General features: G+C 68.7%; 24 protein-coding genes and 1 pseudogene. 18 read left to right on the top strand and 7 right to left on the bottom strand.

Annotation, left to right across the window (positions count from 1 at the left end):
• From I5G_RS20725 to I5G_RS05035, 15 genes and pseudogenes are all read left to right on the top strand, one after another.
• The coding region (locus I5G_RS20725) for an L-threonylcarbamoyladenylate synthase (RefSeq protein ID WP_022878099.1) at nucleotides 1–597 on the top strand (597 nt) is incomplete at its 5' end.
• Complete coding sequence (locus tag I5G_RS20720; protein ID WP_022878098.1) at nucleotides 594–1,766, top strand: MraY family glycosyltransferase; 1,173 nt, start codon at nucleotides 594–596, stop codon at nucleotides 1,764–1,766. The genes I5G_RS20725 and I5G_RS20720, both read left to right, overlap by 4 nt.
• Nucleotides 1,763–2,251, top strand: a complete 489-nt coding sequence (locus I5G_RS05095) for a hypothetical protein (protein ID WP_022878097.1) — start codon at nucleotides 1,763–1,765, stop codon at nucleotides 2,249–2,251. Before I5G_RS20720 ends, I5G_RS05095 begins: the two co-directional genes overlap by 4 nt.
• 233 nt (nucleotides 2,252–2,484) lie before the next feature.
• On the top strand, nucleotides 2,485–3,276 hold the full coding sequence (gene atpB / locus I5G_RS05090; RefSeq protein WP_239642499.1) for a F0F1 ATP synthase subunit A: 792 nt from the start codon (nucleotides 2,485–2,487) through the stop codon (nucleotides 3,274–3,276).
• 45 nt (nucleotides 3,277–3,321) lie between these two features.
• Nucleotides 3,322–3,555 carry a F0F1 ATP synthase subunit C gene (gene atpE / locus I5G_RS05085; protein WP_022878095.1) on the top strand — a complete coding sequence of 78 codons (234 nt, stop codon included), beginning with the start codon at nucleotides 3,322–3,324 and terminating at the stop codon, nucleotides 3,553–3,555.
• Nucleotides 3,556–3,586: 31 nt separating this feature from the next.
• On the top strand, nucleotides 3,587–4,147 hold the full coding sequence (locus tag I5G_RS05080) for a F0F1 ATP synthase subunit B (RefSeq protein ID WP_022878094.1): 561 nt from the start codon (nucleotides 3,587–3,589) through the stop codon (nucleotides 4,145–4,147).
• On the top strand, nucleotides 4,147–4,938 hold the full coding sequence (locus I5G_RS05075) for a F0F1 ATP synthase subunit delta (RefSeq protein ID WP_022878093.1): 792 nt from the start codon (nucleotides 4,147–4,149) through the stop codon (nucleotides 4,936–4,938). Before I5G_RS05080 ends, I5G_RS05075 begins: the two co-directional genes overlap by 1 nt.
• A gap of 61 nt (nucleotides 4,939–4,999) precedes the next feature.
• Complete coding sequence (atpA, locus tag I5G_RS05070; RefSeq protein WP_022878092.1) at nucleotides 5,000–6,631, top strand: F0F1 ATP synthase subunit alpha; 1,632 nt, start codon at nucleotides 5,000–5,002, stop codon at nucleotides 6,629–6,631.
• Between the two features lie 25 nt (nucleotides 6,632–6,656).
• A complete protein-coding gene (locus I5G_RS05065) occupies nucleotides 6,657–7,556 on the top strand; it encodes a F0F1 ATP synthase subunit gamma (RefSeq protein WP_022878091.1) in 900 nt (299 codons plus the stop codon).
• A gap of 22 nt (nucleotides 7,557–7,578) precedes the next feature.
• Nucleotides 7,579–9,026 (top strand): annotated as a pseudogene (gene atpD / locus I5G_RS20715) (F0F1 ATP synthase subunit beta).
• 1 nt (nucleotide 9,027) lies between these two features.
• The gene (locus I5G_RS05055; RefSeq protein WP_022878090.1) at nucleotides 9,028–9,288 is read left to right on the top strand and encodes a F0F1 ATP synthase subunit epsilon; all 261 of its coding nucleotides are present in this window, start codon (nucleotides 9,028–9,030) and stop codon (nucleotides 9,286–9,288) included.
• Between the two features lie 69 nt (nucleotides 9,289–9,357).
• Nucleotides 9,358–10,107: a YaaA family protein gene (locus I5G_RS05050; protein ID WP_022878089.1), complete on the top strand. Its 750-nt coding sequence runs from the start codon at nucleotides 9,358–9,360 to the stop codon at nucleotides 10,105–10,107.
• 101 nt (nucleotides 10,108–10,208) lie between these two features.
• Nucleotides 10,209–10,904 (top strand): hypothetical protein, encoded by a 696-nt coding sequence (locus I5G_RS05045; RefSeq protein ID WP_022878088.1) that lies wholly within the window; start codon nucleotides 10,209–10,211, stop codon nucleotides 10,902–10,904.
• A 157-nt stretch (nucleotides 10,905–11,061) separates the two neighbouring features.
• Entirely contained in the window at nucleotides 11,062–11,835 is a 774-nt protein-coding gene (locus I5G_RS05040; RefSeq protein WP_026095659.1) for a PP2C family serine/threonine-protein phosphatase, read from the top strand.
• 47 nt (nucleotides 11,836–11,882) lie between these two features.
• Nucleotides 11,883–13,403 carry an APC family permease gene (locus I5G_RS05035; RefSeq protein ID WP_022878086.1) on the top strand — a complete coding sequence of 507 codons (1,521 nt, stop codon included), beginning with the start codon at nucleotides 11,883–11,885 and terminating at the stop codon, nucleotides 13,401–13,403.
• A 48-nt stretch (nucleotides 13,404–13,451) separates the two neighbouring features.
• Here the strand turns inward: I5G_RS05035 and I5G_RS05030 are convergent, their stop codons facing one another.
• Entirely contained in the window at nucleotides 13,452–14,435 is a 984-nt protein-coding gene (locus I5G_RS05030) for an asparaginase (protein ID WP_022878085.1), read from the bottom strand.
• Nucleotides 14,436–14,529: 94 nt separating this feature from the next.
• On the opposite strand from I5G_RS05030, the gene I5G_RS05025 reads away from it, so the two are divergent.
• Nucleotides 14,530–15,000 carry an OsmC family protein gene (locus I5G_RS05025; protein WP_022878084.1) on the top strand — a complete coding sequence of 157 codons (471 nt, stop codon included), beginning with the start codon at nucleotides 14,530–14,532 and terminating at the stop codon, nucleotides 14,998–15,000.
• 26 nt (nucleotides 15,001–15,026) lie between these two features.
• Nucleotides 15,027–15,506: a hypothetical protein gene (locus I5G_RS05020; RefSeq protein WP_022878083.1), complete on the top strand. Its 480-nt coding sequence runs from the start codon at nucleotides 15,027–15,029 to the stop codon at nucleotides 15,504–15,506.
• Nucleotides 15,507–15,593: 87 nt separating this feature from the next.
• Here I5G_RS05020 and glpK read toward each other — a convergent pair whose 3' ends face one another.
• The 3 genes from glpK to I5G_RS05005 all read right to left on the bottom strand — a co-directional run bounded on the left by glpK (nucleotide 15,594) and on the right by I5G_RS05005 (nucleotide 19,788).
• Nucleotides 15,594–17,105, bottom strand: a complete 1,512-nt coding sequence (glpK, locus tag I5G_RS05015) for a glycerol kinase GlpK (protein ID WP_022878082.1) — start codon at nucleotides 17,103–17,105, stop codon at nucleotides 15,594–15,596.
• Nucleotides 17,106–17,191: 86 nt separating this feature from the next.
• Complete coding sequence (locus tag I5G_RS05010) at nucleotides 17,192–17,950, bottom strand: MIP/aquaporin family protein (RefSeq protein ID WP_022878081.1); 759 nt, start codon at nucleotides 17,948–17,950, stop codon at nucleotides 17,192–17,194.
• A 119-nt stretch (nucleotides 17,951–18,069) separates the two neighbouring features.
• Nucleotides 18,070–19,788: a glycerol-3-phosphate dehydrogenase/oxidase gene (locus tag I5G_RS05005; RefSeq protein ID WP_022878080.1), complete on the bottom strand. Its 1,719-nt coding sequence runs from the start codon at nucleotides 19,786–19,788 to the stop codon at nucleotides 18,070–18,072.
• Nucleotides 19,789–19,898: 110 nt separating this feature from the next.
• On the opposite strand from I5G_RS05005, the gene I5G_RS05000 reads away from it, so the two are divergent.
• On the top strand, nucleotides 19,899–20,864 hold the full coding sequence (locus tag I5G_RS05000; RefSeq protein WP_022878079.1) for a sugar-binding transcriptional regulator: 966 nt from the start codon (nucleotides 19,899–19,901) through the stop codon (nucleotides 20,862–20,864).
• Between the two features lie 15 nt (nucleotides 20,865–20,879).
• Here I5G_RS05000 and dhaM read toward each other — a convergent pair whose 3' ends face one another.
• From dhaM to I5G_RS04985, 3 genes are read right to left on the bottom strand one after another with little or no spacing between them, the layout of a single operon-like run.
• A complete protein-coding gene (gene dhaM, locus I5G_RS04995) occupies nucleotides 20,880–21,602 on the bottom strand; it encodes a dihydroxyacetone kinase phosphoryl donor subunit DhaM (RefSeq protein WP_022878078.1) in 723 nt (240 codons plus the stop codon).
• Nucleotides 21,599–22,234 (bottom strand): dihydroxyacetone kinase subunit DhaL, encoded by a 636-nt coding sequence (dhaL, locus tag I5G_RS04990; RefSeq protein ID WP_026095658.1) that lies wholly within the window; start codon nucleotides 22,232–22,234, stop codon nucleotides 21,599–21,601. Before dhaL ends, dhaM begins: the two co-directional genes overlap by 4 nt.
• Nucleotides 22,231–22,464 carry a dihydroxyacetone kinase subunit DhaK gene (locus I5G_RS04985; RefSeq protein ID WP_022878076.1) on the bottom strand — a complete coding sequence of 78 codons (234 nt, stop codon included), beginning with the start codon at nucleotides 22,462–22,464 and terminating at the stop codon, nucleotides 22,231–22,233. Before I5G_RS04985 ends, dhaL begins: the two co-directional genes overlap by 4 nt.
• Nucleotides 22,465–22,502 lie beyond the last annotated feature (38 nt).

Genomic DNA, 22,502 nt, shown 5'->3' with positions numbered 1-22,502 from the left:
GCCGTCATGGGCCTCCTCGAGGCGAAGGGCCGCGGCCGACAGCAGCCGCCGCCCGTCCTCGTGCCCGGCGTCGGCACGCTTCGCGCCCTGGTCGCGGAGGTGCCGCCCGCGGTCGACGACCTCGTTCACGCCTTCTGGCCCGGCGGCCTGACCATCGTCCTCCCCGCACAGCCCTCGCTGTCGTGGGATCTCGGCGACACGCACGGCACCGTCGCGGTCCGCATGCCCGCCCAGAACCTCACACTCGAGCTGCTCGAGGAGACCGGGCCGCTGGCGGTGTCCAGCGCCAACCGCACGGGCATGCCCGCCGCGGTCAGCATCGACGAGGCCCGCGACATGCTCGGCGACAGCGTCTCCGTCTACCTCGACGCCGGACCCAGCCAGTGGGGGTACGCCTCCACGATCGTCGACGCGACGACGCTGGTGGGCGGGGCCGAGCCGCGGGTGCGCGTGCTGCGCGAGGGGACGATCTCGCGCGAGCGCCTGCGCGAGGTGCTCGGCGACCTCCTCGAGCCCGACCCCGAGACGGCATCGGCCCCCGAGGTCGCCTCCTCAGAGCCGACCGTCGCTCCGGATGCCGAGGCGCCGGGTCCGTGACCCAGTACCTCCTCACCATCCTGTTCACGGCGGCGGTGACTCTCGCGCTGTCGTGGGTGGTGTGGAAGCTCGCGCTGCGCTTCAAGCTCTACCCCGGCATCCGGGATCGGGACGTTCACGACACCCCGACGCCGCGCCTCGGTGGCGTGGCGATGTTCCTCGGTGTGGTCGCCGCCTTCGCCCTGTCGAGCCGCAACCCCTACTTCGCGATCTTCTGGACCGACCCGGTCCCCGTGCTTTCGCTGCTCGGGGCCGTCCTGCTGATCGTCCTGGTCGGCGTCGCGGACGACCTGTGGGACCTCGACTGGATGATCAAGCTCGGCGCCCAGTTCGTCGCGGCCGGCATCATCGCCTGGTTCGGCCAGCTGCAGATCCTGTCGCTGCCCATCGGCGCCCTCACGGTCGGGTCGAGCTGGGCGAGCTTCCTCCTCACGGTGTTCGCGCTCGTCGTGGTCATGAACGCCGTGAACTTCATCGACGGGCTGAACGGCCTGGTCGCGGGCGTGTGCCTGATCGCGAACGGCGTCTTCTTCGCCTACTCGTACCTGCTGGTCCGCGACACCGGAGCGAGTACCTATTTCAACCTCGCCTCGTTCATCGCCGCGGTGCTCATCGGCGCGTGCCTCGGGTTCCTGCCCATGAACTGGACTCCCGCGAAGCTCTTCATGGGGGATGCCGGAGCGCTCATGCTCGGTCTCCTGATGGCGAGCTCCGCCGTCGCCATCACGGGGCAACTCGACCCCGCCGTGCTCGACCCCCAGCAGCTCGGTCGGTCGCAGCTGCTCGGCGCGTTCATCCCCATCCTGCTGCCCGTCGTGATCGTCCTCCTCCCGCTCCTGGACTTCGGACTCGCGGTCGTCCGGCGGCAGTGGGCGGGGCGCTCGCCGTTCTCGCCCGACCGGAAGCACCTGCATCACCGGATGCTCGACATGGGCCACAGCGACCGCGACGCGGTCCTGATCTTCTACGCGTGGACGGCCGTGGTGAGCCTCTCGTTCCTGCTCATGTACATCGGCACCCAGCAGAGCTGGCCCGGCGACTATGCGATCGGCATCGCTTTCGGGGCCGTCGGAGTCGTCGCCTGCCTCGTCCTCACCTTCCTGCCCTCCCAGCGCATCCTGCGCCTGCGTCGCCGCACGCAGCACACTTCCCCGGAGACCTCCCCATGAGCACCGCTTCCCCCGCCGCCCGACGCCCTCTTTCGAGCACGCCGATCCTGCGGACGGCTCTCGTCTGGGGTGGGATCGTCACCGTCGTGCTCCTCGTCGCCGGCGCCGTGGTGGGGTTCCTCGTCGCGGGCGGCGGGGGACTGGCGAGCGCGCTGAGCGGCGTCGCCGTGAGCGCGATCTTCCTCGCGGTGACGGCCGCGAGCATCCTGATCGCCAACCGGTGGTTCGGCGACCCGCTCTACGTTCCGATCTTCTTCGGCATCGTGCTGGGCGGATGGCTGCTCAAGCTCGTCCTCTTCATCGTCGCCATCGTGATCCTCCGAGGTCAGGGATGGGTCGACCCCGTCGTGTTCTACGTCGCTCTCGTCGTCAGCGTCGTCGCCTCTCTCGCCGTAGATGTCGTCGTCCTCCTCCGGATGCGGGTCCCCAGCGCGAGCGACGTGACGCTCCCGACGGATCCCGACGAAGGCGACCGGCGGGGCTGACCCCCCTATAACCCGCCGCCGGCGAGAGCCGGGCACGATACTCCGTCGGCGAGACGAACGATGGTCTCGTACTCATGGATCAGCCGGGAGTTTGATAGGGTGGGAGAAGTACCCACCCGCGACTGGGACTCTTTCCAGGCTCGCACTTCGGGTGCCTCTCACCGACCATCGTCGCAACGGTTCACACCGATGCCCCGAAGCTGGAGCCAGCGCTGTCCACTCAAGCTGCGACCCTGATCACGAACTTCGCGTCCGCGGGTGCTGAGTTTCACCCGCCCTCCATCAACGAGTTCTTCCCCGACGCGGTGCTGTTCGAGGGAACCGTCTTCGCGATCACGCGCATCAACCTGGTGCAGATGCTGGCGACCGCCGTTCTGGTCATCCTCCTGATCGTCGGCACGCGCCGCATGAAGATCGTCCCCGGCCGCTTCCAGAGCGTCGTCGAGATGGGCCTGGACTTCGTCCGCGTGAACATCGCGGAAGACATCCTCGGACGCAAGGACGGCCGTCGGTTCCTGCCGATCCTCACCACGATCTTCTTCATGGTGCTGTTCATGAACATCACGGGTGTCATCCCGTTCCTGAACATCGCCGGCACGAGCGTCATCGCGGTCCCGATGCTCCTGGCGATCGTGGCCTACGTCACGTTCATCTACGCCGGCATCAAGAAGAGCCCCGGCGGGTTCTTCAAGAACGCGCTGCTCCCGTCGGGCGTTCCGTGGCCGCTGTACATCATCATCGTGCCGCTGGAGTTCCTCTCCACCTTCATCATCCGCCCGATCACGCTGACGCTCCGTCTGCTGATGAACATGATCGTCGGCCACCTGATGCTGGTCCTGTTCTTCTCGGCCACCCAGTTCTTCGTCATCGGCCTCAGCGGCTGGTGGACGGCGCTGGGCGCGGGTTCGCTCGCCTTCGGCTTCGCCTTCACCCTGTTCGAAATCTTCGTCGCCTTCCTCCAGGCGTACGTCTTCGCGATCCTCACGGCGGTCTACATCCAGCTCGCCGTCGCAGAAGAGCACTGAGCGGCCCGGCGCACGCCGAGCCACCCAACCGAAAGGAAAAAACCCGTGGACGCAACTACGGTTCTCGCCCAGGTCACCGGTAACGTCGCCACGATCGGCTACGGCCTCGCCGCCATCGGTCCCGCCATCGGTGTGGGCATCGTCGTCGGCAAGACGATCGAGGGTGTCGCCCGTCAGCCCGAGCTGGCTGGCCGTCTGCAGGTGCTGATGTTCATCGGTATCGCCTTCACCGAGGCGCTCGCCTTCATCGGTATCGCGACCGGCTTCATCTTCCAGTAATCGCCCCGACCGACACAATTAAGGAGACAGGATGCTGAACGCTCTTGTCACCCTCGCTGCGGAGCCCGCGGGGGAGGAAGCGCACAACCCGCTGCTTCCGGCGGCGTACGACATCCTCTGGTCGGCCGTCTGCTTCGTCGTCATCATCTTCGTGGTGTGGCGCGTGGCACTGCCCCGCATGGCGAAGCTGCTCGACGAGCGCAGCGCGGCCATCGAGGGCAACATCGCCAAGGCCGATGAGGCCCAGCGCGAGGCCGAGGCCGCTCTGGAGCAGTACACGGCGCAGCTCGCCGAGGCCCGCAAGGAAGCCGGTGAGATCCGCGAGGCCGCCCGTGAGGACGGCAAGAAGATCGTCGCCGAGGCGAAGGATGCCGCGTCCTCCGAGGCCGCTCGCATCACCGCCGCCGCACACGCGCAGATCGAAGCCGAGCGTCAGTCGACCCTCGTGTCGCTGCGCGCCGAGGTGGGGACGCTCGCCGTCGACCTCGCCGGCAACGTCATCGGGGAGACCCTGACCGACGACGCTCGCGCGCAGGCCGTGGTCGACCGCTTCCTCGCCGAGCTCGAGGCATCCGAGAAGGCGGCTCAGTAATGGGCAGCGCGACCACTCAGGCGCGGACCGCGACGACGGAGGCGCTCACCACCGCCTCCGGCGTCGACCTCGACGTCGCCCGCGAGCTCTTCGCGGCCGTCGGCGCCGTGAGCGGATCGGCGCAGCTGAGCGGCGCGCTCTCCGACTCGTCGGCGCCGTCCGCTGCGCGCGGCGCGCTGGTGACGGCGGTCTTCGGGCCCGGCTACCGCGACACCACGGTGGCACTTCTGCGTCGCGCGGCCGAGCAGCGCTGGTCGAACGCGCACGAGTTCGTCGAGGGGCTGGAAGAACTGGCCGTGCGCGCAGCCACCGTCGCCGACCCGTCGGCCGACATCGAGGGCGAGCTCTTCCAGTTCTCGCGCACGGTGGCCTCCAGCGGCGAGCTCGAGCTGGCTCTCGGCGGTCGCCTCGGCGATGCGTCCGGCAAGGCGGGACTCGTGTCCACGCTGCTCGACGGCCGCGCCAGCGCCGCCACGGCGCTGATCGTCGCCTCGCTCGTGCAGAACTCGCGCGGTCGCCGCGTCCGCGCGCTCCTGCGCCGCGCCGAGTCCATCGTCGCCGACCAGCGCTCGAGCATCGTCGCCACCGTCTACGCGGCGGCGCCGCTGAGTACCGAGCAGCAGACGCGCCTCCAGAACGCGCTCCGTGCGCGCTACGGTTCGGCGGTCACCCTGAACACCGTGATCGACCCGACGGTGGTCGGTGGACTGCGTGTGCAGGTCGCCGACGACGTCATCGACGCGAGCGTGTCCGCACGTCTCGCCGACCTTCGCCAGCGCATCGCCGGCTAAGACTTTGCCGCCCGAGCGGGTGGAGATCTGGGGGCTCGTGCCCCACGAACGAAGGAAGACAATGGCAGAACTCTCTATCAGCCCCGACGTCATCCGTGACGCGCTGAAGGACTTCGTCAACGCCTACGAGCCGACGGGCGCGGGTGCGACCGAGGTCGGCACCGTCGTCGACGCGGCCGACGGCATCGCTCACGTCGAGGGACTGCCCGGCGTCATGGCGAACGAACTCATCCGCTTCGACAACGGCACCCTGGGCCTGGCCCAGAACCTCGACGAGCACGAGATCGGTGTCGTCGTGCTCGGCGAGTTCTCCGGCATCGAAGAGGGCCAGAGCGTCACCCGGACCGGCGAGGTCCTCTCGGTCGGCGTCGGAGACGGCTACCTGGGTCGCGTCGTCGACCCGCTCGGCAACCCGATCGACGGTCTCGGCGAGATCGCGACCGAGGGCCGTCGCGCGCTCGAGCTCCAGGCCCCCGGCGTCATGCAGCGCAAGAGCGTGCACGAGCCGCTCCAGACCGGCATCAAGGCCATCGACGCGATGATCCCCGTCGGCCGCGGTCAGCGTCAGCTGATCATCGGCGACCGCCAAACAGGCAAGACGGCCATCGCGATCGACACGATCATCAACCAGAAGGCCAACTGGGAGTCGGGCGACGTCAACAAGCAGGTCCGCTGCATCTACGTCGCCATCGGCCAGAAGGGCTCGACGATCGCGTCGGTCAAGGGCGCCCTCGAGGACGCCGGTGCCATGGAGTACACGACCATCGTCGCCGCCCCCGCGTCCGACCCGGCCGGCTTCAAGTACCTCGCGCCCTACACGGGCTCGGCCATCGGCCAGCACTGGATGTACGGCGGCAAGCACGTCCTGATCATCTTCGACGACCTGTCGAAGCAGGCCGAGGCCTACCGTGCCGTGTCCCTCCTCCTCCGTCGCCCGCCGGGCCGCGAGGCCTACCCCGGTGACGTCTTCTACCTGCACTCGCGTCTGCTCGAGCGTTGCGCAAAGCTGTCCGACGAGCTCGGTGCCGGTTCGATGACGGGTCTGCCCATCATCGAGACGAAGGCCAACGACGTCTCGGCGTACATCCCGACCAACGTGATCTCGATCACCGACGGCCAGATCTTCCTGCAGTCCGACCTCTTCAACGCCAACCAGCGTCCCGCGGTCGACGTGGGTATCTCGGTGTCCCGCGTCGGTGGTGACGCTCAGGTCAAGTCGATCAAGAAGGTCTCGGGAACGCTGAAGCTCGAGCTGGCGCAGTACCGCTCGCTCGAGGCGTTCGCGATGTTCGCGAGCGACCTCGACGCCGCGTCGCGTCGTCAGCTGGCCCGTGGTGCGCGTCTGACCGAGCTGCTCAAGCAGCCGCAGTATTCGCCGTACCCGGTCGAGGAGCAGGTCGTCTCGATCTGGGCCGGTACCAACGGCAAGCTCGACACCATCGAGGTGTCCGACGTGCTCCGCTTCGAGCGCGAGCTGCTGGACTACCTGCGCCGTAACTCGACGGTCCTCGACACGCTGCGCGAGACCAACGCGCTGGGCGACGACACGGTCGCTGAGCTCGAGCAGAAGGTGGACGCGTTCCTCCTCGAGTTCCAGCCCGGTGCCGAGCAGAGCGTCGTGGGCAGCGAGCAGGTCGAGGCCGCCGAGGCCGAGGACGTCAACCAGGAGCGAATCGTCAAGGGCCGTCGCTAAGAGCGACGAAACGAGAACGTAAATCATGGGCGCACAACTGCGGGTCTACAAGCAGAAGATCAGTTCTGCTCAGACGACCAAGAAGATCACGAAGGCGATGGAACTCATCGCGGCCTCTCGCATCCAGAAGGCGATGGCGCGTGTGCGCGCGGCATCGCCCTTCGCGAAGGCCGTGACGAGTGCCGTCTCCGCGGTGGCCACGCACTCCTCGATCGACCATCCGTTGACGACCGAGCGCGCGGACATCCGCCGCTCCGCCGTGGTCATCTTCACCTCCGACCGCGGTCTCGCCGGCGCGTTCAACTCGCAGATCCTCCGCGAGGGCCTCGAGCTGGCCGAGCTGCTTCGCACGCAGGGCAAAGAGGTCGTGTTCTACCTCGTCGGCCGCAAGGCCGTCGGGTACTTCCAGTTCCGACGTATGCCGAGTGCAGCGCAGTGGGTCGGCGACACCGACACGCCGCAGTTCTCCACGGCGGAGGAGATCTCGGATGCCGTGCTGCAGGCCTACCGCGCCGGTGGCGACAACGACGGCGTCGATGAGATCCACCTCGTGTACAACCGCTTCGTCAGCATGATGACGCAGTCGCCCGAGTCGGTGCGTCTCCTGCCGCTCGAAGTTCTCGAGGCCGAGGAAGCACCCGCCCAGGCGGAGGTCTACCCGCTCTACGAGTTCGAGCCCGATGCCGAGACCGTGCTCGATGCGCTCCTGCCGGTGTACGTGCAGAGCCGCATCTTCAACGCCCTCCTGCAGTCCTCCGCGGCCAAGCACGCCGCCACGCAGAAGGCGATGAAGTCGGCCAGCGACAACGCCGACAAGCTCATCACCGACTACACCCGCCTGCGCAACAACGCGCGCCAGGCGGAGATCACGCAGCAGATCGCCGAGATCGTCGGCGGCGCCGATGCTCTGTCATCCGGCAAGTAAGTTCCCAAGGAGAGAAGAAGCCATGAGCCTCACCGCCGAGAAGACCGACGCAGCCGTCGTCGGCCGCGTCGCGCGTGTCACCGGGCCCGTCGTGGACATCGAGTTCCCGCACGACGCGATCCCCGAGATCTACAACGCGCTCAAGACCACGATCACCATCGGTGACACCTCCACCGAGATCACGCTCGAGGTCGCTCAGCACCTCGGCGACGACCTCGTGCGCGCCATCGCCCTGAAGCCCACGGACGGCATCGTCCGCGGCCAGGAAGTGCGCGACACCGGCGGCCCCATCTCGGTGCCGGTCGGCGACGTCACCAAGGGCAAGGTGTTCGACGTCACCGGCGAGGTGCTCAACGCAGCTCCCGGCGAGACGATCGAGGTCACCGAGCGCTGGGGCATCCACCGCAAGGCGCCGAGCTTCGACCAGCTCGAGTCCAAGACCGAGATGTTCGAGACCGGCATCAAGTCGATCGACCTCCTCACGCCGTACGTGCAGGGTGGAAAGATCGCCCTGTTGGTGGCGCGGGCGTCGGCAAGACCGTCCTCATCCAGGAGATGATCCAGCGCGTCGCGCAGGACCACGGTGGTGTCTCGGTGTTCGCCGGTGTCGGCGAGCGCACCCGTGAGGGCAACGACCTCATCGGCGAGATGGAAGAGGCCGGAGTCTTCGACAAGACGGCCCTCGTGTTCGGCCAGATGGACGAGCCGCCGGGGACGCGTCTGCGCGTCGCGCTGTCCGCTCTGACGATGGCGGAGTACTTCCGCGACGTCCAGAAGCAGGACGTGCTGCTGTTCATCGACAACATCTTCCGCTTCACGCAGGCGGGCTCCGAGGTCTCGACCCTCCTCGGCCGCATGCCGTCGGCCGTGGGTTACCAGCCCAACCTGGCGGACGAGATGGGTGTGCTCCAGGAGCGCATCACCTCGACGCGCGGTCACTCGATCACCTCGCTGCAGGCGATCTACGTCCCCGCCGACGACTACACCGACCCGGCTCCGGCGACCACGTTCGCGCACCTGGATGCCACGACCGAGCTCTCGCGTGAGATCGCGTCGAAGGGTCTGTACCCGGCCATCGATCCGCTCACCTCGACGAGCCGCATCCTGGACCCGCGCTACATCGGCGCCGACCACTACCGCGTGGCCACCTCGGTGAAGCAGATCCTCCAGAAGAACAAGGAACTGCAGGAGATCATCGCGATCCTCGGTGTCGACGAGCTCTCCGAGGAAGACAAGATCGTCGTGTCGCGTGCGCGTCGCATCCAGCAGTTCCTCTCGCAGAACACCTACATGGCCAAGAAGTTCACCGGTGTCGAGGGCTCCACGGTCCCGATCAAGGAGACCATCGAGTCGTTCGACGCGATCGTCAAGGGCGACTTCGACCACGTCGCCGAGCAGGCGTTCTTCAACGTCGGCGGCATCTCGGACGTCGAGGCCAAGTGGGCGCAGATCCAGAAGGAGAACGGCTGACATGCCGCTGCGCGTGAACCTCGTCTCGGCCGACGCCGAGGTCTGGACCGGAGAGGCGTCGCTCGTCGTCGCCAAGACGGTGGAAGGCGAGATCGGCTTCATGCAGGGCCACGAACCCGTGCTCGCGATCCTCGCCCAGGGCGAGGTCCGCATCACGGGTGTCGACGGCACCAAGGTCCTGGCCAACGCACAGGACGGGTTCCTGTCGATGGCGGGAGACGAGCTGACCATCGTCGCCGGCCACGCGTCGCTCGTGTCCTGACCGCTTCTTCTCTCGACGCGCGTCGTCCGGTTCGCCGGGCGGCGCGCGTCGGTCGTTTCCCGGAGTCTCATGCTCGTTCTGCTGCCCCCGTCCGAAACCAAACGTCCCGGCGGTGACGGCCCGTCGCTCGACCTCGACGCGCTCGCGCTGCCCTCTCTCCGCGTACCGCGCGAGCAGGTCGTGGCGGGTCTCGTGGCGCTGAGCGCCGACGCGGAGGCATCCGCTCGGGTTCTGAAACTCAGTGCACGACGTCTGCATGAGGTGGCCGACAACGCCGCGCTGCGGTCTGCGCCGACCCTTCCGGCGGTGGATCGCTACACCGGGGTCCTGTTCGATGCGCTGGATGCCGAGACGCTCGACGGGACCGCTCGCGCATGGTTGGGCGCGCACGTGCTCGTCCACTCCGCGCCGTTCGGTCCCGTGGGGGCGCTCGACGGCATCCCGCCCTATCGTCTCGCCGCGTCGACATCCCTTCCCGGTCTGCCGTCCCTTCGGAAGATCTGGGCGGATGCCGTGACGGCGGCGATCCGAGAGATCCGGCCGCCGTTCGTCGTCGATCTGCGGTCCGAGGCGTACGTGGCTCTCGGGCCCGTGCCCGCCGACGTGGGGGGTGTGTACGTGCGTGTCGTCTCCCGCGGTTCCGACGGCGTCGTGCGCGCCCTCAACCACTTCAACAAGAAGGCGAAGGGCGAGCTGACCCGGAGCCTGGCTCAGTCGCAGGCACGGATCGGGTCCCTCGACGATCTCCTCACCTGGGGTCGCTCCGCCGGCCACGAGATGCGCAGCGCGGGGCCGGGCGTCGTCGAGGTAGTCGTCTGATCCGCTGAGCGGACCTTTCAGCGAACACTCAGCCTCGCTACGATGGCACACGTACGTCGCGCGCCGTAGCGCGCCGCACGCTCTCCTGGAAAGGGAATGCCATGGGTGACTCTTACTACTCCGACGGCGGAAGCGGGCTGGGCGCGCTCGCGCTGCTCGTCATTCTTCTGCCCCTCGTCTTGATCCTGGTGGCCGCGGGGTACATCATCGGGTCCTTCCTCCTGATGAAGATCTTCGAGAAGGCCGGCGTCGAGGGAAAGTGGCGGGCATGGGTACCCGTCTACAACGCCCTGATCCTCGCGAAGCTGGGTGATTTCTCGCCGTGGGTCTACCTGGGTGTTGCCGTCGCCTCCGGGGTACTCACGAACATCCCGGTCATCGGCTGGCTGATCGGGCTGGTCGGCCTCGCCGCCGCGGTCCTCATCGGCTACCGTGTGGGTCTCAAGTTCGGACTGGACTGGCCGTATCTGCTCCTGTGGCTCATCCCGGGGCTCGGCACCATCATCTGGCTCGGCATCCTCGCGTTCGGATCGGCCTCGTGGAACCCGAACATCCCGCCCGCGCCGTGGGCCAACTCGTTCCTCGCCGACAAGACGGTCTGGAACGGCGTCCCCGTCCAGCCCGGCCAGCAGGTCGCTCCGGCCCCCGCGGCCGGCTACGGTGCGCCCGCCGGGTACGCGCCGCCCGCGCAGCCCTACACGCCGCCTCCGGCTCCGCCCGCCGCGGGGACCACGCCGCCCCCACCGGCACCCCCGGCAGGGTCCACGCCTCCGCCCCCGGCGGGTCCGCAGGTCTGACTCCTCCGATGAGCTCCCCGCGTGGCGGGGAGCTCATCGCCATCTCTGCCACAGTGCCGCGCCCGCGGCATCCCTGAGGACCGTCCCCGCGTCGACTAGGATGACAGGGCCGCGCGGTTCCGCCGGCGAAGATGTCGGCCAACCGGAGGATCTGTTCGTGCCCGAGGTGACCACGCACACGCGTACCGTTCCACTGTCGGGCGGAGCGCTCGATCTCTCGTGGGCCGCGATCACCGACACGGGTAAGCGGCGCGAGGTCAATCAGGACGCCGTGCTCGCGGAGTTCCCCTTGTTCGTGGTCGCCGATGGCATGGGCGGTCACCTCGGTGGTGAGATCGCGAGTGCGAGCACCGTGGATCGACTCCGCGCCGTCGTCGAGGGCGGTTCCGTCTCGCCCAAGCACATCGAGAAGGCCCTCGCCCGCGCGGTGAAGGACATCGTCTCGCACCCCGAGACGACGGACGAGGGAACCGGGACGACGTTGACCGGTCTCTACCTCGAGGCCACGGGCGACGAGCCGCACTGGGTGACCCTCAACATCGGCGACTCGCGCGTCTACCTGCTGCGCGACGACGACATCGTGCAGATCACGACCGACCACTCGGTGGTCCAGGAACTCATCGCCGCGGGGCGGTTGAGCCCGGAAGAGGCCGAGAACCACCCGTACGGCAATGTCATCACCCGCGCCGTTGGGCCCAGTGACAGCGTGAAGCCCGACTACCTCCGGCTCGAGGTGCTCGACGGCGATCGCTTCGTGATCTGCTCGGACGGACTCACGAAGGAACTCACCGATTTCGGCATCCGGCACTTCCTGGATGCCAATCCCGACCCGGCGGCAGCGGTGGAGGCCATGATGGCCGCAGCGCTCGAAAACGGGGGCCGCGACAACATCACCATCGTCGTGCTCGACGTCACGCGACGCGGGGCCTGAAAGCGCAGAACTTGACCGGGGAGTGTCGCTGCTCCTACGTTCAGCACATGACCACCGCACCCGAACGGACGGCCGGCAAAGGCCTCGCCGCAGGTACCCTCGGCCTCTGGGGCTCGACCGTCATCGGCCTGGCATCCACTGCCCCCGTTTATTCGCTCGTGGCGACGCTGGGTTTCGTCGTCGCGGCCGTCGGCGGGTCCGCGCCCATCGCCTTCATCCTCGCGTTCATCCCGATGCTGTTGATCGCTTTCGCGTACCGAGAGCTGAACAACGAGGTGCCGGACTGCGGCACCACGTTCACGTGGGGGACCAAGGCGTTCGGGCCGTGGGTCGGCTGGATGGGCGGCTGGGGTGTGGCCGTCGCGGGCACCGTCGTGCTGGCGAACCTCGCGCAGATCGCCGGCATCTACCTCTGGACGCTGATCGGCGACGGCTCGCTCGCGGAGAACGTGCCGCTGGTGACCGCCACGGGTGTGTTCTTCATCGCCGCGATGACCTACGTCAGCTATCGGGGTGTCGAGATCGGCGAGCGGATCCAGAACATCCTCCTCGGGCTGCAGTACCTCGTGCTGGCGCTGTTCGTGGTGCTCGCCCTCTGGAAGTTCTTCGACGGCACGGCCCCCGACCCGACGCCGTTCGATTTCCAGTGGCTGAACCCCTTCGGGTTCCAGGACCGCGAGGGCTTCACGGAGGCCGTGCTGCTGGCGCTCTTCATCTACTGGGGCTGGGACACGTGCCTCGCCCTCAACGAGGAGACGAAGGATCCCAAGCGCATTCCTGGTCGGGCGGCACTGCTGACCACCGTGATCCTGCTCGGCACCTATGTCGCGGTGACGATCGCCGCGATGATGTACGCCGGTGTCGGCGAGGAGGGCGCGCTCTACAACGTCGACGACGTGTTCCTCGCGCTCAAGGACGGGCTCTTCGGGCCCTTCGGCTGGCTCCTCGTCCTGGCGGTCATCGTGTCCGCGGTGTCGTCGACCCAGACGACCATCCTCCCGACCGCGCGTGGCACGCTCGCCATGGCCGCCTACAAGGCGCTCCCGAAGCGATTTGCCGAGGTGCACCCCCGATTCCAGACGCCGTCGTTCTCGACCATCGTCATGGGCATCGTCGCGAGTCTCTACTACATCGGGATGACGCTCATCAGCGACAACATCCTGCAGGACTCCATTTCGTCTCTCGGCCTCGCGATCGCGTTCTACTACGGACTGACCGGCTACGCGTGCGTCTGGTACTTCCGCCGCGAACTCTTCACGTCGGCACGGAACCTCGTCTACCGCGGCATCCTGCCGCTGCTGGGCGCGCTGATGCTCACCTACGCATTCATCCAGTCCGCGATCGACATGTTCGCCGTCGACTACGGCAACACCGAACTGCTGGGTGTGGGTGGAACGTTCGTGCTCGGTATCGGTTCGCTCGCGTTCGGCGTCGTCCTGATGGTGCTGTGGTACCTGTTCCCGCGCTCGAAGGCGTTCTTCCGCGGGGAGAGCCTCAACCGCGACACCGAAGTGCTGGTGCCCGAGGAACCGATCACGTATCCGCGTTCGGTGGACGGCGGGATATGAGACTTCCGCCGGTCCGTCCCCGGGGAGGGCGGTCCGGCGACCGTCGGGTCAGGCCACGGCGCGGATGACGCCCACGGGCTGGCCGCCGCCGAGGACGCTCAGCGGCAGCGCCGCCAGGGTGTCGGCGACCGCCGACGGTTCCAGCGCGCCCGCTTGCTCGAGCAGGCGCAGGGCGACGGCGTGCGCGGCGCGGTTCGATCCGTCCAGCATCTTCAGCGCGACGGTTGTGCCGTCCGGTGCCGTCATGACCTGCACACCCTCCGCGCCCTTCTTCGAGAAGACGCCGAGGCGTTCGATGACGACGGCGTCCTCCAGGCCCGGTCCGTCGATGACCCACGGGTTCTCGCGCACCGCGCGCACCAGAGCGCCGGCGCTGCGGTGAAGGGCGAACGGCGAACGCTCGGAGGCGGTCCCGATGCGCTGGATGGCACGGGCGAGTCCGATCAGACTCAGTGCATAGACCGGGGCGCCGCATCCGTCCACGGCCGTTGTGGTGATCCGTTCGCCCACCAGCCGCTCGATGACCTCGCGGATGTGCACCTGAAGGGGGTGCTGCGGGTCGAGGTAACCCGCTGTCGGCCACCCGTTCGTGACGCACGTCAGCAGCATCGTGGCGTGCTTGCCGGAGCAGTTCATACGAAGCGGGGAGGGGCCGCCGTGATCGCGAACCACCTCGTCGCGCGTCTTCTGGTCACCCGGCCACGCAGCCGGGCACCCGAGGTCGTCTTCGGTGAGCCCGACGGACTGCAGGATGCCGCGGGCGACCTCGACGTGACGATCGGTGCCCGAATGGCTCGCCATCGAGATCGCGAGGCGCTCACCGGTGAGTTCGGCGCCCGCGGAAAGGCAGGCCAACGCCTGCAGCGGTTTCATGCTGGATCGCGGCAGGAAGGACGCCGACGGATCGCCGAGGGCGAGCTTCTCCGACCCGTCGGGGGCGAGCACGACGGCGACGCCGTAGTGCCGGGACTCGATGAACCCGTTCCGTTCGACGACGGCGAGCTCGACGGAATCCGGTGCGGTGGCAGGCATCCCCCCATGGTATCCGGCCGGGTCCGCTCGCCACGGGGCCGGACGGGACGCGGCGGCGCGCCCGGGAGCCGGGGGAGAGGGCAGGATGGAGGGCATGATCGGAGAGCACCAGTACCGTTTGCACGCGACGTGGACCGGCGACCGGGGGACCGGAACCAGCGGATACCGGGACTACGATCGGTCGGTCTCGCTCGAGGTCGACGGCAAGCCGCTGCTCGAGGCGTCCGCGGACAAGCCGTTCCGCGGCGACCCGGCGAAGTGGAACCCCGAAGAGCTGCTGCTGGGCGCCCTCAGCGAATGCCATCTGCTGTCGTACCTGCATGCGTGCGTGACGACCGGGGTGACCGTCATCTCCTACAGCGACGAGGCGACCGGCACGATGGTCGAGGACGGGAAGGGCGGGGGAGCGTTCACCGATGTCCTGTTGCGCCCGCGCGTGGTCGTCGCGGAGGAGTCGATGGTCGAGGCCGCGATCGCCGCGCACCGGCAGGCCCGCGAATGGTGCTTCATCGCGAACTCCGTGAACTTCCCGGTGCGGCACGAGCCGGTGGTGACTGCGGCCTGACGCCGCCCGGGTCGTAGGGTAAGCGTGTGCAGCTCGAACCCGCCCTGCGACGCCTCGACCGCCTGGCCGGTGGACGACAGGCTGATCACCGCGTCCCGTCGTCCGATGACCCGCGCGTCCGCCGCGCCTTCACCGCCGTGACGATCCTGCTGGCGGCCGGCTTCCTCCTCGGGGTGGCGACCGTCGTGGTCGCCGCGGTGATGACGCTCGGCGGAGACGACGTCGGCTTCGCCGTGTGGATGCGATGTCTCGTCGTGCTCGCCATCACCACGACGCTCTTCTACTTCCTCTGGCGTGCGCGGGCGGGCTGGTACTGGGCGTTCCGTCGCCTGCAACTCTTCAGCCGGATCTTCCCGGTGGTGGCGCTCATCCTTGCGGCCATCCCGGGCCTGTATCCGTTCTGGGTCGTCACGGAGCAGATCCTTTTCGCGATCCTGCTCATCGGCGTCTCGGACTATCTCCAGTCGGATGCGGTGCGCGCGGCCTTTCCGAAGCCGGGTCGGTGAGGCGCCGGCATCCGGACGCCGAACACCTCGGGAATGACGGAACCCCGCCGGCACGGGGCCGACGGGGTTCCATCGTGAGGGAGGCGCTCAGCGCACGTCGTCGTCGACCCAGTCCATCGACTTGGTGACGGCCTTCTTCCACAGTCGCAGCTCGCGGTCGCGCTCGTCGGAGTCCATGTCGGGCTCCCAGCGCTTGTCCTCCTGCCAGTTGGCGCGGAGGTCGTCGAGGTTGTCCCAGAAGCCCACCGCGAGGCCGGCCGCGTAGGCGGCGCCCAGCGCGGTGGTCTCGGCGACGACCGGGCGCACGACGGGCACGCCCAGGATGTCGGCCTGGAACTGCATCAGCGCGTCGTTGGCGGTCATGCCGCCGTCGACCTTGAGCTCGGTGAGGTCGACGCCGGAGTCGGCGTTGACCGCGTCGAGCACCTCGCGCGTCTGGAAGGCCGTGGCCTCGAGGGCGGCGCGGGCGATGTGGCCCTTGTTGACGTAGCGCGTCATTCCGACGATCGCGCCGCGGGCGTCCGGACGCCAGTACGGAGCGAACAGACCCGAGAACGCCGGCACGAAGTACACGCCGCCGTTGTCGTCGACCGAGCTGGCCAGAGCTTCGACCTCGGGCGCCGAGGAGATGATCCCCAACTGGTCGCGCAGCCACTGGATCAGCGAACCGGTCACCGCGATCGAGCCTTCGAGGGCGTAGCGGGCGGGCTGGTCGCCGAGCTTGTAGCCGAGCGTCGTCAGCAGGCCGTTCTTGGAGTGGACGATCTCCTCACCCGTCTGGAAGATGAGGAAGTTACCGGTGCCGTAGGTGTTCTTGCTCTCGCCCGGGTCGAACGCCGCCTGACCGAAGGTCGCGGCCTGCTGGTCGCCCAGGATGCCGGCCACGGGGGTCTCGCGCAGGAGCGACGAGGACTCGACCTGGCCGTAGACCTCGGAGGAGGAGCGGATCTCGGGGAGCATGGACTTCGGAACGCCGAAGTCGGCGAGGATGTCGTCGCGCCACTCAAGGGTCTCGAGGTCCATGAAGAGCGTGCGGCTGGCGTTGGTGACGTCGGTCGCGTGGACGCCGCCGTCGACGCCGCCGGTGAGGTTCCACAGCACCCAGGTGTCGGTCGTGCCGAACAGCAGGTCGCCGGCTTCGGCCTTCTCGCGCGCCCCCTCGACGTTCTCGAGGATCCAGACGATCTTCGTGCCCGAGAAGTACGTCGCGAGCGGCAGGCCCACGATGCTCTTGTAGCGCTCGGTGTCGCCATCGGCGAGGCGGTCGACGATCGACTGCGTACGCGTGTCCTGCCAGACGATCGCGTTGTAGACGGGCGTGCCGGTGTTCTTGTCCCAGACCACCGCAGTTTCGCGCTGGTTGGTGATGCCGACCGCGGCGATGTCGTGGCGGGTGATGTCGGCGCGGCTGAGGGCCAGACCGATCACTTCCTGGGTGTTGCGCCAGATCTCGAGGGGGTCGTGCTCGACCCACCCGGCCTTCGGGAAGATCTGCTCGTGCTCCTTCTGTCCGACGGAGACGACGCCGCCGGACTTGTTGAAGATCATCGCGCGGGTCGAGGTCGTGCCCTGGTCGATGGCGAGGACGTAGTCGGCCATGGATGGACTCCTTTGTCAGTGGGTGGAGGTTTTCGGGGAAGGAAAGTAGGGAGCGGGGGCGCCGTTCGCGACGCCCCCGCGGGGGATCACTTCGAGGCGAGGTGCAGAAGCACCGGGGCGAGCAGACCGGCGAGGAGACCGCCGACGAGGGGCCCGACCACCGGGACCCAGGCGTAGCCCCAGTCGCTGGAGCCCTTGCCCTTGATGGGGAGGATCGCGTGAGCGATGCGGGGGCCGAGGTCACGCGCGGGGTTGATCGCGTAACCGGTCGGGCCACCGAGGGAGGCGCCGATACCGACCACGAGCAGAGCGACGGGGACGGCGGCGAGACCACCGATGCCTCCGGGGACGCCGATGTCCGCGACGCCGTAGTCGGCGAATCCGAAGATCACGAAGACCAGGACGAAGGTCGCGATGATCTCGGTCAGGAGGTTCCAACCGTACGAGCGGATGGCGGGTCCGGTGGAGAACACGCCCAGCTTGGCGGCGGGGTCGGGCTCGTCGTCGAAGTGCTGCTTGTACGAGGCCCACGCGAGCACGGCGCCGACGATGGCACCGACCAGCTGGGCGGCGACGGCCACGAGGAACTGGACGAAGCCGATCTTGCCCGCGACGAGGAGTCCGATGGAGACGGCGGGGTTGAGCTGAGCACCGGAGTAGGCGGACACGATCACACCGGCGAAGACGGCGAGACCCCACCCCCAGTTCACCAGCAGGAATCCGCCGGCATTGCCCTTGGTCTTGGCCAGCGCCACGTTGGCGACCACACCGCAACCCAACAGGATCAGCATGGCGGTGCCGACCACCTCGGAGAGGAAGTACAGCCCCAGATTCACATCTTGCATGTCGTCATCGACCTTTCTGTTTTACCCGGCCGCCATCGGCTCGGACGTAGTGCGGCTCGGTATCCCGAATGTATGACCGCCGTGCGGGCGCGCAACAGAAGGCGCGCCCGCACGTTCTCTCAGATTCGGGCGACCCCGGCCTCGGCCAGATCGACCCGGTGGGCGGTGCGCAGCGACGCGGTCGCCGTGGCGATCTCCTCGTCGACCCGAGCGTCGTCCCAGCCCAGCGGGCCCGCGACGGCCTCGGCGACCTCGCGCAGCGTGCGCTCCGTCATTCCGCCGACGAAGGCGAGGTGGGTGCGGCGCAGGAGCACGTCGATCAGGTGGACGACCTGTTCGTTCTCGGCGATCCACACCAGCTCTTCGCGGTAGTAGCCGGGGACGTTCTCGAGGGCGGTGGGCTGCGCGGGCAGGACCGCGAGGATCGCGTCGGCGCGCGTTCCGTAGCGCTCGAGCATGGCATCCACGAGCTCGGCCGAGTGAGCATTCGTGCGGGCGGCGACCCAACGGCGCCGCTCCTCACGGGATGCCGGGAAGCCCTTGCCGCCGCCGATGGGCAGCCCCTGCGTGCTCACGCGGTGCGGGCGGCGCAGCTTCTGCAGCGTCTTCATGCTCAGGTGCTCCGCCAGCGCGCGGAATGTGGTCCACTTGCCGCCGACCAGGCTCATGGCCGGGATGCCGCCGATCTCGTCGTCGACGATGCGGTAGTCGCGCGACACGAAGCCGGGCGCGGTGTCGTCGTGGCGGGGGAGCGGGCGGATGCCGGAGAACGTGTAGACGATCTCCGACCGGTTCACGGCGACGGTGGGGAAGACGTGGCCGATGAGGTCGAAGAAGTACTCGATCTCGTCGTCGGTGCAGACGACCGGCGTCGACGGGTCGGCGTCGATGTCGGTGGTGCCGACGAGGACGCGGTCCTTCAGCGGGTAGATGAGGACGATGCGACCGTCGGAGTGCTCGAAGAAGATCTCGCGTCCGCCGGTGGCGGCGAGCAGCTCCGGGTTGTCGAGCACGATGTGCGAGCCCTTCGTGCCGCCCATGAACTGCGTCTGGAGGCCGAGCGCGCCGTTGGTGAGGTCGGTCCAGGGGCCGGAGGTGTTGAGGATGACCTTGGCCTTGACCGAGAACTCCTCGCCGGAGACCTCGTCGCGCACGCGGACGCCGTTCTCGTCGGCGCCGACGGCCGAGACGTAGTTGACGGCCTGCGTGCGGCCGCCGCCCGCGACGATGCCGTCGTGCAGCACGTCGAGCGCGATGCGCTCGGGGTCGTGCATCGAGGCATCGAAGTAGGTGGCCGTGTACGCGAGGTCGGGGTTCAGGCGGGGGAGCTCGGCGAGCGACTTCTTCTTGCCGAGGAACTTGTGCCGGGGGACCGTGCCGCCGTCGCGCGAGAAGGTGTCGTACATGATCAGGCCGACCTTGATCAGCAGGGCGCCGCGCTCGTTGGGCTTGCCGCGACCGTGCGTGACCAGCAGACGGAACGGAGCGGACAGGATGCCGGAGAACGTCTTGTAGATCGGGATCGTGGTCTCGAGCGGCTTGACGTAGTGGGGCGCGGTCTTGAGCAGGTCGTTGCGCTCGGTGACCGCCTCCTTCACGAGGCGGAACTCGCCGTTCTCGAGGTAGCGGATGCCGCCGTGCACCATGTGGCTCGAGGCCGAGGACGCGCCGGAGACGAAGTCTCCGCGCTCGACGAGAGCGACCTTCACGCCCTGGAGGGCGAGGTCGCGGAGGGTGGCGAGGCCGTTGATGCCCCCTCCGATGATGAGGACGTCGAGGTCTTCGGCGTCACGGAGCGCCTGGACGTCGGCGCGGAGCGAAGAAGAGGGGGACGACATGTCGACTGCGACCTTTCGTTGGAGTACGCCTGAAAGGATGCGCGCCGCTGCACGTTGTTGCAAGCCCCTTGAACAAACGTGCAGAATGAGCATTCGACGAAAGGGCGGTCATGACGACCCAGACCGAGGAGCGCTCCCGGGACGCGTTGCGTGCGGCGCAGCTCTACTACATGCAGGACCTGACGATGGATGCCATCGCCCACGAGATGCGCGTCTCGCGGTCCTCCGTGTCGCGGCTGCTCCAGCACGCGCGCGACGTCGGGCTCGTCACCATCTCGATCAGCCCGCCCGATGACGCGCGGGGCCAGATGGCCCAGCGCATCGCCGACCGGTTCGGAATCACCGCGCACGTCGTGCCGACACCGGCTCGGACGTCCGAGGCCGAGCGGCTCGAGCGCACCGCCCTGACCGCGGCGCGCATCCTCGCCGAGCGCATCGAGTCGTCGATGACCATCGGCATCGCGTGGGGGTCCACGCTGTCGGCCATCGCGCGGCACGTGCCCTCGAAAGACGTGCACGACACCCACATCGTGCAGATGAACGGGGCGGCGAACCTCCGGACCTCCGGCATCCCGTACGCGGGGGAGATCCTGTCGAAACTGGGGGCGGCGTGGTCCTCGTCCGTGCACCAATTCCCGGTGCCCGCCCTCTTCGACGACCCCCGCACGAAGCAGGCGATGTGGCGGGAACGATCGGTGCGCTCGGTGCTGGAGATCCAGCAGCGGGTCGGACTCTTCGTCTTCGGTCTCGGGTCGCCGCACGCCGACGTGCCCTCGCACGTCTACAGCGGCGACTACTTCGACGAGCGCGATCGCGCGATCATCGAGCGGGAGGGCGTCGTCGGCGACTGCGCGACGGTGTTCTACCGCGTCGACGGCTCGTGGGACATCCCCGAACTCAACGCCCGCTCGAGCGGACCGGACCTCGACACCGTGCGGCGGATCCCGCGCCGATTCTGCGTCGTCTCGAGCCTGTCCAAGCTCACCGCCCTCCGCGGGGCGCTGGCCGCGGGTCTCGTCACCGAGCTCGTCGTCGAGGAGGCGCTCGCGCGCCGTCTGCTCAGCGTGACCCGCTGAACAGACGGCGTCGCGTCACACCTCGCCGAAGCCCTCGTCGATCAGCGTGCGGAGTTCGTTCAGCGCGTCCTGAGCCTGAGGGCCGGATGCCGTCACCCGGACCTTCGTGCCCTGGCGGACGCCGAGGGCCATGAGGGCGAGCAGACTCCGCGCCGACACCGGGGGCGTCTCGCCGCCCACCTCCGCGATCTGCACATCGGCGTCGAAGCGCGACGCCGCCTTGACGAACGTCGCGGCCGGGCGGGCGTGCAGACCGGACGGGTTGATGACCGTGGTCTCGAACCAGAGCTCGCCGGACGGCGGCGCCGGCGGCGGCGGGGTGGGCGGTTCCGCCGAGGCGTCGCCCAGCTGACGTCGCTTCGCCTCGGCCGCCCCCGCGACCTCGGCGGCGACTTGCGCGAGCGTCGCGCCGCCCGCGGCGGTCACCACGGCGCTGACGAGACCCTCGACGAACGGCGCGGGGCTCAGGACGACGCGGTCGGGTGTCGCGGCGAACTCGAGGGCCATCTCGGCGCTCAACAGCGCCGACCCGAGGTCCATCAGGACCAGGACGCCGTCCCCGGAATCCGCGTCGTCGAGCGCTGTCGCGATCGCCGTGGCATCCGTTCCGAGGTCGCCGTCCGGGCCGCCGGCGGCGACGCGGACGGTGGGCGGAGCGTCTCCACCCATCCGCAGCGCCAGATCGACCGCGGCCTCGGCGAGCGGGCGGCTGTGCGAGACCGCGACGATGCCGATCACCCGCGGGCCGCCAGCGTGTCGCTCAGCGTGCGGAAGAGGAGCGCCGACGAGGCCGCCCCCGGATCGATGTGCCCGGCGCTGCGCTCGCCGAGGTAGCTCGCGCGTCCCTTCCGTGCGACCAGCGGCTCCGTGGCATCCCGCCCCTGCTCGGCGGCCCGGGCGGCCGCTGCTGCGGCGCCCGCGGCATCCGCGCCCGCGGCGACGGCGTCGTCCCACGCCGCGAGGGCGGGGAGCTGCGCGTCGACCATCGTCTTGTCGCCCGGCTCGGCCTTGCCGCGGGCTACGACGCCTTCGGTCCCGGCCCGGAGGGCGGCACCGAGCGCGGTGGCATCCGCGGGATCGGTGAGAGCGGGGCCGATGCGCAGGAAGAACGTCCCGTACAGCGGACCGCTCGCGCCGCCCACCGACGAGACCAGCGTCATGCCGACCGTCTTGAAGAGTTCAGCCGGAGATGCGGGCGGCGTCTCGAGCTTGGCGACGACGGCATCGAGGCCGCGGGCCATGTTCGAGCCGTGGTCCGCGTCGCCGATCGCCGAGTCCAGGGCGGTGAGCTCATCGCGGTGCTCCTGCACGGCATCCCGGAACGCGCGGATCCAGGCGACGAGGTGGTCGGTCGTGACGGCGTCGCTCATGCGCCCCACCGGAGTCCGGGGGTGACGACCGGTGCGTCCCACAGGCGCAGGAACTCGTCATCGGCCTTGACCACGGTGAGCGAGGCGCCGGCCATGTCGAGGCTCGTGATGTAGTCGCCGATGAGCACGCGCTGCACGTCGACGCCCGCCTCCGCGAGGAGCGGCGCGATCTCGCCGTACAGTAGGTACTGCTCGATGAGCGGCGTGCCGCCGAGTCCCGACAGCAGCACGATCGCGGGTGGCGACGGGCTCGCCGAAGGACTCTAGA

The organism is Microbacterium sp. B19 (assembly GCF_000333395.1).
Classification (GTDB): Bacteria; Actinomycetota; Actinomycetes; order Actinomycetales; family Microbacteriaceae; genus Microbacterium.
Note: the sequence above shows the minus strand (reverse complement) of the source record. Positions and strands in the feature narration are given on the sequence as shown.